Origin of the sequence: Terrimonas ferruginea DSM 30193, assembly GCF_000425585.1 — a bacterium.
GTDB classification, from domain to species: Bacteria; Bacteroidota; Bacteroidia; order Chitinophagales; family Chitinophagaceae; genus Terrimonas; species Terrimonas ferruginea.
In genome coordinates this window covers 202,715-216,451 of sequence record NZ_AUDS01000010.1, presented here as the reverse complement: position 1 = coordinate 216,451, position 13,737 = coordinate 202,715, and the positions used below count along the sequence as shown (strand labels likewise).

The following is a 13,737-nucleotide window of genomic DNA, read 5'->3' as shown; positions in this document are numbered from 1 at the left end:
TCGGCGGAATATGTAAATGTGAAAATGAATACTGTGCCGAAATCATTTACACATGGCCCACGGCGCAGCCGGGGCACATTTCCACATCTACACATTCGGTCAGTTTTTCTTCACCAGCGACGTCAGCGGATGACGCAGGTTTTCGAAGCTCATCATATCAATCTTTACTTTACCTACTACAATCGGGCTTTCGATGCGCACCGGGATGTGGTTGGCGTCATCAGACACCCATACCGTCATTTTTTCCCCGCCTTCGAAAATAGTGCCCTGGATCAGCAGCGGCTTGAACTTGATCGCGCGGAATTTACCATACTTGGTCTTGATCGTTTCTTTTCCCAGGTAACGGATATACATGTTGTACACTTCGTTGTCGAGGAACATCGAAAAAGCGATCTTATCGTTGGGACGCAAACGCGAGAAGTCGATATTACGCGCATAGAATACGGAACTCACCACATCCTGTACGCAGGGTGGCACTTTGAATACACCGTCGTTGGTCACCGCGGTATTGGCCGCTTTGTTGAAGGTGACGGTCTGGAATTTCTTATACCCGCCTTCATTTACGTTGCGGATAAATTTCAATGCCTGCATGGTAACGGTGTCGATATATGTTTCGTATTTATCGCGCACCTTGAAGATCCAGTCATAGGAATCGTTGGTCTTGCCATCGCCTACGATATGGAAAACCGGTTTGCCGTTGAGGGTTTCGAGTGTATTGGTAAATGTGGCAATGCCTGCATTGACATAAATACCGGCCACGTTGTAATACACCGTGAACGATACACGCTCGCCGGCTTTGAATGCAGTGTTGGGAATGGTGCAATCCACCTGCGGCCCTTTCAGTTTGCCGGATACCGGCTCCGTACGGGGCGTAAAGGCCAGCAATGCAACCAGCGGTACCGCAAAAAGTTTAAGTCCTTTCATGTCTGTTATTGAATATCCGTTTTATACTTAAAATTAACAAACTCCCGGCCAAAGCCGGAATTACCAGATTTATAAGCCAGATGCTGAGCGTTGTCAGTCCTATCCCGAGCTGGTTGGTGCTGAACAGTCCCACCAGTTTCAGGCTCACTTCTCCTTTGAGGCCCAGATCCGTAAAGAGCGCAATCGTGGGAACAACGGCCATTACCAAAAACATCACACTGATCGTTGCCAGTGCCTGCGGCCAGGAAATCTCCACATTAAACAACCGGAACAGCAGGTAATACTGCAGGATAAAAACCATAAACCGGGTTGCCGATAAAGACAGCAATCGCCAAAGTAAAGTTGCATTAAAATGCTCCAGCGCCTCGATCAGCCATACGAATCGTCGCATCGCGGGCAGCCGGTCTATCCAGCGGATAAGCCATGGAAGCCGGAAATAAAAGAACGTTAAAATCAATAACCCCACTCCTACTCCATATCCGATCATGCGCAGCCAGAACGAAGTCAGTAACTGATGTTCTGACAGTGTATCACGTAAAAAGAACAAACTGATCAGCCCCGCCACCAGCGTGATCATGAGTTGACTGATGCTTCCCATGATGGTCAGCGAAATGGCCTTTAACCGGTTGCCGTCGTCCATGTACAACACACGTCCGAGGTATTCGCCCACCCTGTTGGGTGTACTTACGGAAAAAGATACACCGGAAAGCACCGCCCTGAAAGCTTTTCCCAGGCTTACCTGCTGGATCTGCTGCACCGACAATTTCCATTTCACCGCTTCCAGTCCCCAATTGACAATCATGAGCAACAATACCCCTATCATCAGCCACACTTTCGTGCTGGCAAAAGATTCACGGATGTGCTGCCAGGATGTTTCCAGTCCCGGCTGCCGCATCACCTGGTTGTAAATAGACCAGGAAAGCCAGGCAAACAATAGCGGCCCCAATCCAAACCGGACGAATAAACTGATCTTGCGTTTGTGTTCTTTTTTAATCTGCATCATGAACAAGTCAAAAGTAAAAATTAAAACCTCAAAAGCACTGCCCTTGTACGGGTATTATGTTCAGCCGTGAAAAAACCTTTTTTTGGGTTTCGAATGACTAATTTTGAATCGACGTTTTGAGTTTTGAATTTTGAATTTGAACGCTAAGATTATATTAGGAATAGACCCGGGCACTTTGCTGATGGGCTACAGTCTGATCGAGGTCAGGACGTCGGGCATCGTTTTGCTGGAAATGGAGGCACTTAAGCTTTCCGGCCGCAAGGATAATTACGAAAGGCTGAGCATGATTCATGAAAAAGTGGAATCGCTTATCCGTGAATTCCGGCCGCATGAATTTGCCATTGAAGCGCCGTTCTTCGGTAAGAACGTACAAAGTATGCTGAAACTCGGGCGTGCGCAGGGCGTGGCGATTGCGGCGGCCATGCGCGCAGGACTTCCCGTTACCGAATATTCTCCCCGCCGCATCAAACAGGCCGTTACCGGCAATGGCAATGCCGATAAACAACAGGTGTGGAAAATGCTGCAGCAGTTGCTGTCGCTGACCGAAGCGCCCCGTTATTTCGATGCCACCGATGCTTTGGCTGTAGCAGTCTGCCACCATTACGAACTTCGCTCGGTGATACCGGCTGCAACGAAAAAAACAAAAGCCGCCAAAGTATCGTCAGCGGACTGGGAAGCATTTATCAAAAAAAATCCCGGACGCGTTTTATGATGCCTGCAGGCGGGCAACCAGCCGCTGCTGAATAGCTTTCATTTCCGCTTCTTCCAGTTTCAATTTAGGTTGGGTAAAATTCAGATCGTTGGCTTCATTGATCGGAATAAGGTGCATATGCGCATGTGGCACTTCAAGCCCCATTACCTCTATACCGCAGCGGTTACAATCAAACTCCTGTTCAATAGCTTTGGCAATGGGCTGCGCAAATACGAGCAGTTCGCGGAGCAGCTCCTCCGGCAGGTCGAAGAGGCGGTCGGTCTCCTGGCGTGGCACTACCAGCACATGCCCGCGGCGGAGGGGGAATGCGTCGAGGAAAGCCACGAAGCGTTCGTCTTCCGCAATTTTATACGAAGGAATGGTTCCGTTGATGATTTTGGAAAAAATGGTCATCGCTGCATGATTTGATATGGCCTAAGATACGCTCAAAAAACAAGAGACCGGGTGGTGACCCGGTCTCTTGTAAAAAGTTGTAGCGGGCAATCATCAGATGGTGATGTCTTCGATCTTGAATTTGATAACACCGGCGGGAGCCTGTACTTCTGCAGTCTCTCCTTTTTGTTTTCCTAACACTCCTTTACCGATAGGTGAAGTGATGGAGATTTTTCCGGCTTTAAGGTCAGCTTCTTTTTCGCTTACTATCTGATAGGTTACTTTCTTTTTTGTTGACAGGTTCGTCATCGTCACTTTTGTGAGGATGGATACTTTGCTGGTGTCGATTGTTGACTCATCGATCACACGTGCATTGGCAAGGGCGCCCTCCATGGATGCGATCTTCGCTTCCAGGAGGCCCTGAGCCTCTTTGGCCGCATCGTATTCTGCGTTCTCCTTCAGGTCTCCCTTTTCCCGGGCTTCAGCAATAGCCCGGCTGGCGGCTGGACGTTCTACTGCACGCATGTGATGCAGTTCCTCCTTCATGGCTTCCAGGGTTTCTTTCGTTACATACTGAATAGCACTCATAAAAACTCCGTTTTATAAAAACAAAAAAATAACAACGCCTCAGCCTGGTAGCTGAAGCGTTGCACTATTGAATATGGGTAAAGGTACTAAAGTATTCGATATAACCAAAACGGCTGTTGCCCGGTCAGTCCTGGATCATACAGGGCGGAACCAGCTTCAATTGGGCAGAATGCTAAAAACAAATACCGGAAATGCTATCATATGGCCGGGCATTAAATTACATCAACTCTTAAAGCCCGATCAAAAATCGAAAGCCGCATCAGGGTTCCGCAGTTTTTTTACAACCACTTCCGACATGCGTTGATAGGCCTCATGCGAATAACCTGCTATGTGCGGTGTGATGAATACATTGGATTGTGTAAGTAACCAGTCGAGGCGTTTGCGCTCTTCTTCCTGGTAGGTATCGAGCTTTTCATTTTCCAATACATCCAGTGCCACGCCGCGTATCTGTTCGCGCTTCAATGCCTGTACGAGTCCGTCCGTATCAATCACTTTTCCTCTCGATGTATTGAGTATCCACGGGCGTTGCTGCAGACTTGCAAAGAAGGATTCATTGGCCATGTGACGGGTCTCTGATGTAAGGGGCACATGAAAACTTATTACGTCTGCATAACGCGCAATCTGCTCTTCCGAGGCTTCATGTACATGACCTTCCGCAAAACCGAATTTGTATTTATCATAAGCCAGAATGGTTACCTTGAATGGTGCCAGCAACCTGGCAAATGCCCTGGCGGTATTGCCATAACCAATCAGCCCTACCGTTCGTCCAGACAATTCCCATCCACGGTTTTCATCGCGCAGCCATTGCCCTTGTTTTACCTGCTGCTGCGACAAAGAAAGGTTGTTCATCAGGTTCAGCAACATACCCAGTGCCTGCTCGGCAACCGCATTGCGATTACCTTCCGGACTGCTGATGCAACGTATGCCTTTGCTTTCTGCAAAGGGTACGTCTACGAGTTCCATACCGCTGCCGAGTCTTCCGATCCATTTAAGCTGATGCGCTTTTTCGAGCAGCGCCTGGTCTACACGTATACGCGTGGTAATCACGAGACCTGTTATTTCACCTATCCTGGTGTTCAGTTCATCGTATTGAATATCGGGGCGATATTCAACTTCGTATCCATCTTTTTCCAATTCTTCTTTTAAAAGCGGATGTGCTTTTCCTGTAATGATTGCAAGCTGTTTCACGTCAGATCGTTTTCAGGTGTGACAGGGCGTGGCTGCCCCTTTTTCATTTTATAAGTGAGTGCGGCAAAGTCGGCAACCGACAATTGTTCGGCCCGCTTGTTGAAGAAATCGTCGGCCAGCACGTCTGGTTCAAAGAGGCCTTTAACCGCATTGCGCAGTGTTTTGCGCCGTTGATTGAAAGCCGTTTTTACCAGGTGAAAGAGATCGCCTTTGCTGGTGAATTGGTACTTGCCCGGTGTACGTTTCAACCGGATAACACCACTCATTACTTTAGGTGGTGGCGTAAAACTCTGCTGGCTCACATCAAACAAATACTCCACCTCATAAAAAGCCTGCACCAACACACTGATTACGCCGTATACCTTACTTCCTTCCGGTGCGGCCACCCGTTGAGCCACTTCTTTCTGAAACATGCCGATCGTTACCGGCACCAACTCCTGCCACTGGAGAATTTTAAATAATATCTGTGTGGAAATATTATAGGGAAAATTACCCACCACGGTAAATTCTTCGTTAAAAGGCGGAGCGATATCGAGAAAACTTCTGTGCACGATGCGGTCTTTCAATACCGGATAGGTTTGCATCAGGTAAGTAACTTTCTCTTCATCGAGTTCTACAGCTTTAAAATCAACGTCCGGCAGTTCGATCAGGTATTTGGTCAATGCACCGCCGCCTGGTCCGACTTCCAGCAAACGGGAAAACGGATGTTCCTGTAATGCATCCACGATTTTACGGCAGATGTTTTCATCCCGCAGGAAGTGTTGTCCCAATGATTTCTTAAGCGTATACATGCCCCAAAGGTAGGCATAAAAAAAGGTCCGTCCCTGCAAGAGCGACGAACCGGGGGACTGAAAAACGAACAGTTCGGATTATTGTTTCACAAACTTCTGACGCGCGCGGATTTCTCCGTTGGCGTTGACCGCACGCAACATATAAGTCTGAGCCGGCAATGCGTGAAGGTCGAGTTGTATTTCATTTCCGTTATTACCTGATACCACCTGTCGCGATATCACCACGCGGCCGGAAAGGTCCGTTACCTGCAATTGCAGTTTTTCGGGACGGTTGCCGGTGAAGCGTAAAGTGATCTGTTCGGTAGCAGGGTTGGGATAGGTCTGAATGCGCAGGCCTGTGCTGTAGTCATTCAATACCGTTAATGTTTTGCTGTAGGTGATGCTGCCATCTCTGTCTACCTGGCGGATGCGGTAGTGGTTCAATCCTTCGAGGGGTTGAAGATCGGTAAAGGCGAAAGGTTGCTGGCCTTCTACTCTTCCGAGTGTTTCAAACTGCCAGCCATTGCCCGAGCGCTCTACTTCGAAATGACTGTGCTGTGCGTCGGTCACTGCCGTCCAGCGCAGATCGGTGGTACGTGCCGGTGTGAGCACCGCGGTAAAATCAGTAAAGTGTACCGGCAGGGCGATCAGCGTTGAAGTAGTTCTGAAAAAGCTGAGGTTATCGATGTAAAAGCCATCGTCGGTCTGGTAATCGAAACCGTTGGTGACATTGGCATCTGAAGCAAAATAAAAACGCAGTCGCAGGCTGGTAGCCGTGAGGAAATCTTTCAGGTCGAATGTCTCACGCGTCCAGTCTTCGCGGATACCGGTTAATGAAGGCTTGCCATCGATCTTGCTGCCGTCGAAAGTTGTGGGCTCCTGCACGGTGGTAGATCCCACAAGAGGAGTCCAGGTACTACCATCGGTCGAAACCTGCACCTGCAGGTAATCGCGGAAATTCTCGGAACGGTGACGTACCCAGAAGTTGAGGTATGCGGCAGTGGAACCCGAAAGATTAAAGGTATTCCGGTAGGTAGCCACCCTTGTGCTGCCGGAGGTATAATTGCCCGAAGGAGATTCGGACATCGCTTTGCTTGAGCCGCCGCCATAGCCGGCCCCGGCCGCCGTAAAGCCCCATCCATTGGTACCTGTCCAGTTGGTACCAAATGTGCCATCCATATTATCCGTGAATAATTCCTGCGCGTTGTAAAATTTCACGACGGTGTCGTACAGCGTGATGCCATCTGTTTCGATCTTCCAGGCAAAACGGATACGCTGCCCGGTAGGTAATGTGGAAGGCAGGGTAACTGCTATGCTACCGTTATATGTATCGAAATAATTCGCCAGGGAAGTAGTAACGGGTGCGCCAACGGAAGCAACATTCTCTATTGGAACAACTGATACGGTTACAGGTTTATTGGCAAGACCTGTGCGGGTCATATTATAAGTAAAAGTGGGTGTTCTGCTGGTAAGATTCATAGGGCCAGTATCCTGCAGGTTTACATAAGAACCGGCAGCATACAGCAGTTGAAGATTCTGAAAAGCCATGCCTTTGCAGAGATAATCGATCTGGTCTTTCGGTGCCCAGAAATTATTTCCCGACACACCACCTCCGGCTCCGCCTTCGCCGGTCATGCCATATATTTTGCCTTTGGTGCCAGTACCGATATCGCCCATCAGCATCCAGTCTTTTACACCGCCTGCCACTTCATAGCCTACAGATTCCGGGCTGTTACCTGCGCGCATGCCGTTGTACAAGCCCATAGCGGCAGGTACAAATGTATAAAACTTGGTATCGGGCGCGCTCATAGTATGTAAACTGGGGCGACCGAAAGGCAACGAATAATAAGGACCATAGGCATGCTGATCGATCATGGCAACAAAACGGCGGCTGTAAGTAAAATCACGAATCGCTTTTGTTTCGGGTTCTGAAAAAGCTGCGGTACCAAAATAAGTGTCGGCCGTTTGCGCGGAAGAACCGCAACTGGTTGATGCACCTGCACAGTTACTCCAGTCAACACCATAATTGCGGTTGAGATCAACTCCATAAGATCCGCCGCTATTCAGTTTTCGGTTCTTGCGCCAGCCAGAGCCTACTCCTCCGGCGCGATTGTACTCCCATCCGTCGGGATTTACGCAGGGAACGATATATATCTCGCGATTGTTAACCAGTTCGCGCACGCGCGGATCAGTATCATAAAATTCACAGAGATAATACATGAAGAAGATCATGCTGCTGCCGCCGATTGCTTCGCGCGCATGTTGCAAGCCCATGAAAAGCACTTCAGGTTCGTCCTCATCAGTGGCCACGTTGTCGGAAATTTTAATACACCATATATCGCGGTTCTCAACAGATTTACCGATAGAAGTTTTTTGCGCGATGTTGGGATAAAGCGTCACCAGTTGATTCATGGCGGCATTCATTTCAGCGAAGCTGTAATAACCGCCAAACGTATTTTTTACTTCAAACCCTGATGGAGAAGGAATAAGGCTGTAAAGATCTTTGCCGGTTTGCTCAAAGCCAAGACGGGCTTGCGCATCCGGGTCTTCACCGCGGGCTTTCTTTTCTTCGTAAATACGGTTGAGTTCATTCACATGACGCGCCACATCGGGCACCAGTACTTTGTGTGAGCGGCCGCTTCTGCGCAAACGAGCCAATGCATCGGCACTGATCTCCGATACGATCGAGCCATCACTATCATAGTAAAAGTGGTCGATCTCCAGCAACCCGAGCAACTCGTTGCGTTCGGCCAATGTAGCGGGAGGATCAATTTTCACACTGCTGTAAACCTGATGTTGCGCCTGCGCCAACACCGGCAAAAGAAAAAACAAACTAAGAATGGTTCTCAAGGACTTCATTGTACAATTGGATTTTTCAGGAACGATTGGAAAATGAAACGGGCTTTTATTATTTATTACCGGCGTATAACCAATTTCTGCTGGCGTGTGCCAGATGCATCTGCCACCTGTATCAGGTAGGTGCCTGCGGACCACGATTTACTCAACGGAATAGTGATGGTGTTCATGCCTGAACTAAGCGTATGTTTGGCTGTATATATCACCTTGCCGTCGATACTCAGTATGTTGACATCTGCCTGTTCGCGGGTTTGTCCTTTTACGGATATCACTACCTGGTCGCGTGCAGGGTTGGGTGATAAAGTGAATGATTGATCAGCACCGATTGTAATAGTGCGGATATCGCTGTATTTGTCGCGGCCGATCAGCAAACGATAATAGGATACGCCCTGGTAAGGATGTTTATCGAGCAACTCGTAATACTGTTTGCCACTTGTCTGCCGGGCAGCTACCAGTCCGATGTTTTCCCAGTTCTGGCCATCGCGGCTGCGCAATACCTGGTAACCTGTCGACTGACGGTCTTCGCCGCTCACTTCCCAGTTCAGGTGCACCGCTGTTTTATTCACCACTTTAGCATCGAAAGAAAACAGGTTGACGGCAAGCGGATAGTTGTCTACTCTTACACGATAATCTTCCACTTCTCCACCATCGAAATAACCGGTAGGGTTATTGGTAGTCATGCCTGCCGAAGCCGGAGCGATACGCATGCGCAGATAGGTGTTGGTTCCGCTCACCAGTGTGGGAGATATACCGGTCATATATAGCCAGGATACCCAAAGCGTTTGCACAGAGGCAGAAGAAGGTATGGTATATGTTCTGCCTTCCGAAGGATCGAATACACCATTGGCGTTATAATCAAGCCATGCAATTAATGTTGCAGGTGAGCCTGTGTTATTGAATACCTGCGCCTGGAAGAAGTAATGCGGGTTGCCCGGTGCAAACAGGGGAAGGAAGGGAATACCGTCGTCTGTGTCTTCTGTGGTGCTGGCGCCTTTTTTCAGCCATTCCACATCCAGCGTGTTGCCGATACTGAGATTGGCCAGTGGCTCGTGTACTGCCAGCCCCCAGGTAGGATCAGCACCTTCATAAGAAATAGGCGCATCACCAAAATCACAGAAAGGACGGAAGGCTTCGCCTGCATCGCCCCAACTGCCCGTAATGGCTACGCCATTATAGGTAATGTTCTGTGCAGAGCCCACGTTATCGGTACCGTTATAAGTAGAGATGGTGCCGGATGCACTGGCATTCGGTGAACCTACATTATAGAGTTGGCCCGACCAGTCTACAGCTGCCTGGCGCGGCACCACCCCTGCTGCGGGCGTATAGTTATCCACTACGCCTGTCAACAGGTTCTGCCGGTAAAAATCCATATTGGCAAGGCTGGAAACCGCCCCGCCATCAAAGTCGTAAAGGTTGCCGTCGTTGATCACAAAATCGCTCCAGTCGTGCAGACGTGTACCGCCGGAGGTTTCCGATGTCTGTGCATATACCTGACTGAAAGTGGTGGGAGTGCCTGATCCGTCGAGATCAATACGGTAGATCATCGACTTGGTGTATTGTGAACCACCTTCCACACCGAGATAAAGATTGCCGTCATAAAAAGCGGCGGCAGCAGACTCTATGCCTTGTTCGAAGGTGGGAATATTCAGTGTGGTGGTAATATTGTTTACCAGCGGACCGTAAGTATTGGTATTGTAGTCGTAGCGGCGGAGTGTTTTCTGGTTACTGTTTACAGAATTCCCTGAGCCGGTGAGGCTATATGTATAATAAACCTGGCGTCTGTATGGATCGTACGCTATGGAGTTCATGCGATTGTGGCCAGCATCGGTGAACAACAGTTTTGCTCTTCCGGTTGCAGGATCCACATAATAAAAGCTGCCGTCGAGGCTGGTGAGAATATAGGATGGCATGCCGGTAAAAGGGCGGCTTACTGAATAATAGTTATTGGGAAAACTGCCGCTGCTGCAGGCGGTGATGTCGGAGATCCAGAATTCCCCGCCTTCATTACGGTTAGTGGCAGTATTGGTGATCTGCAACGTAACCCGGGTTACGGGACCGTTGATGCTGACATTGACATTACCAGCGGTGGAACTGTTACCAGACGTGGAGTTCGCCCCGGTTGCCCGCGCGTTGGCGGTATTATTATTGGAAATGGTGATATTGGCGCCGCCTGTAAGATTTACGTTGGTATTGGCCGCACCATTGAGTGCCGACACATTTACGCGCTGGTTCAGGTCGATATCGTACAAAGAAAAACGCAGACTGCTGACTGCAGAGGCGAAGGTCAGCGTGATGGTGCCATCACCTGTAAACTCCACATCTGCGCCCGATCCGTTGGAACCGGCTTCGCCGGTATGATCGGTATTAACCCCCGCAACGTTGGCATTGGTTGAATAGTTATGGGTAATGGTGAGTCGGTTGGCTCCGAACGCATAATACTGGGTCTGCGACTGCGCCAGGCTCACATAAGTACGAATCGTACCGTTGTCCCGGGCGAAAAACTCCCGGTAGTCCCAGTCGAGGGTGTGGTTGGTGCACTGCGCTATCAAAGCGGCAGGGAGGATGCCCAGGACTACAGTCATGAGCATGCGGCGGCAATTGGCAATTTTTCTCATAAGAAAATGGATAGGACCGGTTTTCGATCCGCCTGGTCGAGCGGAATGGTTGAATATCGGATCAGTTACTTCTGGCTGCGAATTTTGGGATAAATACTTTGGAAAGAAAGCCGAATTAAGACTTTCTGCTTAAAAAACGTAAAAGTTCTTACTTAGCGATAGGAAAAATCCCTTGTTTGTGTATAGGGTATACCCCTAAAGTATAAAAACAGGGGCCGGAGAAGAAATGCCTTATTTTTACAATTCAATCGTACTGCATATGACACATCAAGATAAACCTGTAATCGGCATCTCCTGTGGTGACATCAATGGCATTGGTTTAGAGCTGATTATACGTGCATTTTCAGATAGCCGCATGATGGATCTCTGCACGCCGGTGGTTTTTGCGTCCAGTAAAGTGGTGAATTTCTATAAGAAGACCGTAGCTGATTCGAACATTAACTATCAGAATATCAAGGATTTTACGAAGTTGAATCCCAAGCAGGTCAACCTGTTTAATTGCTGGGAGGAAGAAATTGCCGTGACTCCCGGGCAACTGACCGATGAAGCGGGAAAATATGCGGCGCTCTCCCTGCAAACGGCGGTAGCCGCGCTGAAACAGCAGCAGATCGACGGTTTGGTGACCGCACCTATTCATAAAAAGAACATCCAGTCACCCGAGTTCAGCTACACAGGTCACACGCCTTACCTGCGTGCGATGTTTGAAGTACCTGATGTAGTGATGATGCTTTGCGCCGGTAATTTCCGGGTAGCCCTGGTTACCGAGCATATTCCCGTTGGGGAAATTGCCCGTCATATTACCAAAGAAGCCATCCTGAGCAAATTGCAGCTGCTCAACCAGAGCCTCCAGCGTGATTTCGGTATCGACACGCCCAGAATTGCCGTACTTGGTCTTAATCCGCACGCCGGAGACGAAGGCCTGATAGGTAATGAAGAAGAAACGATCATCCGCCCCGCCATCCGCGAGGCTAAGAATAAAAACATCCTGGCGGTAGGTCCCTACAGCGCAGACGCATTTTTCGCCCGCCGCCATTTTGAAAAATTCGATGCCGTACTGGCGATGTACCACGACCAGGGCCTTATTCCCTTCAAAGCGCTGGCATCCGGCGAAGGTGTCAACTACACGGCAGGTCTGCCGGTGGTGCGTACATCTCCGGATCATGGAACCGCGTTTGACATCGCCGGAAAGGGCAAAGCTGACATTTCTTCGTTCCTGACCGCTATTTTCGAATGCATCGACATTATCCGTCGCCGCGGGCAATACATGGAAAACCGGAAAAATCCGATGAAAAAGGTTAATCCTGAAGTGTTTGAACGATTGGAAGACGAGGCTATTTAAATGGGTATATTAGGGAAATAATTTATGCACAAGGTTTGCAAAATCCGGGCATAGTAATTAGTTTTGTCCCAGTTCCTTTGTTTTTACGAAAGACCCGTCCCTGCCCGGCAGGATATCCAATATTTCTGTGGGAATTGATCCATTCAAAACCCTAAGAAATGATGTTCAGCAATTTCCTCCTTACGTTAGGCGTGGCAGTACTTGCCGCCCTGCAACCGGCAGAGGCCCCGGTCAATCAACATTCAGCATCTGTGTGTATCACTACCACTGATCAACCCGCTATCCAGTCGTTTACGGCAGCGCGTCAGTCAGCGAAAAGCCAGCTTAGCTGGTCGATTACAGAGAATGCAAAAGCAGATCGCATTGAAGTGGAAAAGAGTACCGACAACCGTCAGTTTACGCTGGCTGCTATTGTCTGGTGCAGTGAGAACCCCACAACGGATCATTATTCGTTTTTTGAAAAAGCCAATAACGATAAAGTATTTTACCGTTTAAAGCTTATTCGCAAAGACGAAACTGTCAGCTACTCGAATGTGTTGACAATAAGCCGTCCAAGTTAGATCTTAATGTAGTACAGAGTCAACCGACTCTCACTGATCACTCATACACTTACATACACTTAAAGGAAGTAAAAGGCCCCTTGTCTAAGGGGCTTTTACGTGTCTGCGGCCGTGCAGTGTATCCGGGGTCAATCCGGCCTGCACCGGCGGGCCCTGCTAACCCGCCGTACCGCAAACCTCAAATCAAGACCTCTTCAGGACCTGTTTACCTATTTCTTCCTGGCTGCTATGTCCAGTATAATATTAATATCGGGCAAAATGTACAACCCCTGTGTCGGGTCGTTGAATGCACCCATTCCCCAATCGAGCCGGTTAAAACTGAAAACTGCCTGCGCCAGTAACTGATCGTTGGTTCTGCTGATGCGGATGGGGAAAGACAGTGCGCGTGTGTTGCCCAGCAGGGTGAACATGCCCGTTAGTTTGTAATTCGCATTGGCGATGCCCTCCTCTCCTGTATAGGCTTCCACGTGCGTGATCTCATACGACGCCTCGGGATGCACCAACATGTTGAAGAACGTAATGCTTTGCAGGTGGTCGAGCAGCATTTGCTTTTCCGGATCCTGCAGGTCAAAGTTTTCAATGGAGCTAATGGGCATAGTAAAAGAACCTCCATTGATCATCCCGTTTTCGTCCATGGTAAAATCTCCTTTAACCTGCAGCGAACCGGTGTGGTGGTGATCCGGAGCCGAGCCTTTCCAATAGGCTTTGGATGTAGTGGCGTCTAATTTATACGAAGTGTCTTTGTCGTCTTTTTTGTTGCAGGCCATCATTGTCAGCAACAAAAGGGCCATCCCTGTAATACGTTTCATT

General features: G+C 49.0%; 12 protein-coding genes. 3 read left to right on the top strand and 9 right to left on the bottom strand.

All coding sequences use genetic code 11. The features are described from left to right. Positions 1-99: 99 nt before the first annotated feature. Together H608_RS0103965 and H608_RS0103960 are read right to left on the bottom strand one after the other, a co-directional pair. Entirely contained in the window at positions 100-924 is an 825-nt protein-coding gene (locus H608_RS0103965; RefSeq protein ID WP_028786542.1) for a DUF3108 domain-containing protein, read from the bottom strand. Beyond that, positions 911-1,927, bottom strand: a complete 1,017-nt coding sequence (locus H608_RS0103960) for a lysylphosphatidylglycerol synthase transmembrane domain-containing protein (RefSeq protein WP_051268017.1) — start codon at positions 1,925-1,927, stop codon at positions 911-913. Before H608_RS0103960 ends, H608_RS0103965 begins: the two co-directional genes overlap by 14 nt. Before the next feature lie 136 nt (positions 1,928-2,063). Between H608_RS0103960 and ruvC the strand changes: the two genes are divergently transcribed. After that, complete coding sequence (gene ruvC / locus H608_RS0103955) at positions 2,064-2,639, top strand: crossover junction endodeoxyribonuclease RuvC (RefSeq protein WP_245565717.1); 576 nt, start codon at positions 2,064-2,066, stop codon at positions 2,637-2,639. On the opposite strand, the gene H608_RS0103950 is transcribed toward ruvC, so the two are convergent. The 6 genes from H608_RS0103950 to H608_RS0103925 form a co-directional block, all read right to left on the bottom strand. Continuing rightward, a complete protein-coding gene (locus H608_RS0103950) occupies positions 2,634-3,032 on the bottom strand; it encodes an HIT family protein (RefSeq protein ID WP_028786539.1) in 399 nt (132 codons plus the stop codon). The genes ruvC and H608_RS0103950 overlap by 6 nt on opposite strands. A gap of 93 nt (positions 3,033-3,125) precedes the next feature. Beyond that, on the bottom strand, positions 3,126-3,599 hold the full coding sequence (gene greA, locus H608_RS0103945) for a transcription elongation factor GreA (protein WP_028786538.1): 474 nt from the start codon (positions 3,597-3,599) through the stop codon (positions 3,126-3,128). A gap of 240 nt (positions 3,600-3,839) precedes the next feature. Continuing rightward, positions 3,840-4,787: an NAD(P)-dependent oxidoreductase gene (locus tag H608_RS0103940; RefSeq protein WP_028786537.1), complete on the bottom strand. Its 948-nt coding sequence runs from the start codon at positions 4,785-4,787 to the stop codon at positions 3,840-3,842. After that, positions 4,784-5,578, bottom strand: coding sequence for a 16S rRNA (adenine(1518)-N(6)/adenine(1519)-N(6))-dimethyltransferase RsmA (gene rsmA, locus H608_RS21175; protein ID WP_051268015.1), 795 nt, complete (start codon positions 5,576-5,578; stop codon positions 4,784-4,786). The genes H608_RS0103940 and rsmA overlap by 4 nt, the downstream gene beginning before the upstream one ends. A gap of 78 nt (positions 5,579-5,656) precedes the next feature. After that, positions 5,657-8,416 carry a M14 family metallopeptidase gene (locus H608_RS23400; RefSeq protein WP_081658782.1) on the bottom strand — a complete coding sequence of 920 codons (2,760 nt, stop codon included), beginning with the start codon at positions 8,414-8,416 and terminating at the stop codon, positions 5,657-5,659. Positions 8,417-8,472: 56 nt separating this feature from the next. Next, entirely contained in the window at positions 8,473-11,028 is a 2,556-nt protein-coding gene (locus tag H608_RS0103925; RefSeq protein ID WP_028786536.1) for a GEVED domain-containing protein, read from the bottom strand. Positions 11,029-11,287: 259 nt separating this feature from the next. Here H608_RS0103925 and pdxA point away from each other — a divergent pair, with 259 nt between their 5' ends. Continuing rightward, positions 11,288-12,367 (top strand): 4-hydroxythreonine-4-phosphate dehydrogenase PdxA, encoded by a 1,080-nt coding sequence (pdxA, locus tag H608_RS0103920; protein WP_028786535.1) that lies wholly within the window; start codon positions 11,288-11,290, stop codon positions 12,365-12,367. Between the two features lie 158 nt (positions 12,368-12,525). Then, entirely contained in the window at positions 12,526-12,927 is a 402-nt protein-coding gene (locus H608_RS0103915; RefSeq protein WP_028786534.1) for a hypothetical protein, read from the top strand. Positions 12,928-13,136: 209 nt separating this feature from the next. Here H608_RS0103915 and H608_RS21165 read toward each other — a convergent pair whose 3' ends face one another. Then, positions 13,137-13,736 (bottom strand): YceI family protein, encoded by a 600-nt coding sequence (locus tag H608_RS21165; RefSeq protein ID WP_162142837.1) that lies wholly within the window; start codon positions 13,734-13,736, stop codon positions 13,137-13,139. Between the last annotated feature and the right edge of the window lies 1 nt (position 13,737).

What these genes read in the sequence shown, in the direction of transcription:
- H608_RS0103915 (WP_028786534.1), top strand. Translation starts at nt 12,526, where the DNA reads ATGATGTTCAGCAATTTCCTCCTTACGTTAGGCGTGGCAGTACTTGCC.
- greA (WP_028786538.1), bottom strand. Translation starts at nt 3,599, where the DNA reads ATGAGTGCTATTCAGTATGTAACGAAAGAAACCCTGGAAGCCATGAAG.
- H608_RS0103965 (WP_028786542.1), bottom strand. Translation starts at nt 924, where the DNA reads ATGAAAGGACTTAAACTTTTTGCGGTACCGCTGGTTGCATTGCTGGCC.
- H608_RS23400 (WP_081658782.1), bottom strand. Translation starts at nt 8,416, where the DNA reads ATGAAGTCCTTGAGAACCATTCTTAGTTTGTTTTTTCTTTTGCCGGTG.
- rsmA (WP_051268015.1), bottom strand. Translation starts at nt 5,578, where the DNA reads ATGTATACGCTTAAGAAATCATTGGGACAACACTTCCTGCGGGATGAA.
- H608_RS0103960 (WP_051268017.1), bottom strand. Translation starts at nt 1,927, where the DNA reads ATGATGCAGATTAAAAAAGAACACAAACGCAAGATCAGTTTATTCGTC.
- H608_RS0103950 (WP_028786539.1), bottom strand. Translation starts at nt 3,032, where the DNA reads ATGACCATTTTTTCCAAAATCATCAACGGAACCATTCCTTCGTATAAA.
- H608_RS0103925 (WP_028786536.1), bottom strand. Translation starts at nt 11,028, where the DNA reads ATGAGAAAAATTGCCAATTGCCGCCGCATGCTCATGACTGTAGTCCTG.
- pdxA (WP_028786535.1), top strand. Translation starts at nt 11,288, where the DNA reads ATGACACATCAAGATAAACCTGTAATCGGCATCTCCTGTGGTGACATC.
- H608_RS21165 (WP_162142837.1), bottom strand. Translation starts at nt 13,736, where the DNA reads ATGAAACGTATTACAGGGATGGCCCTTTTGTTGCTGACAATGATGGCC.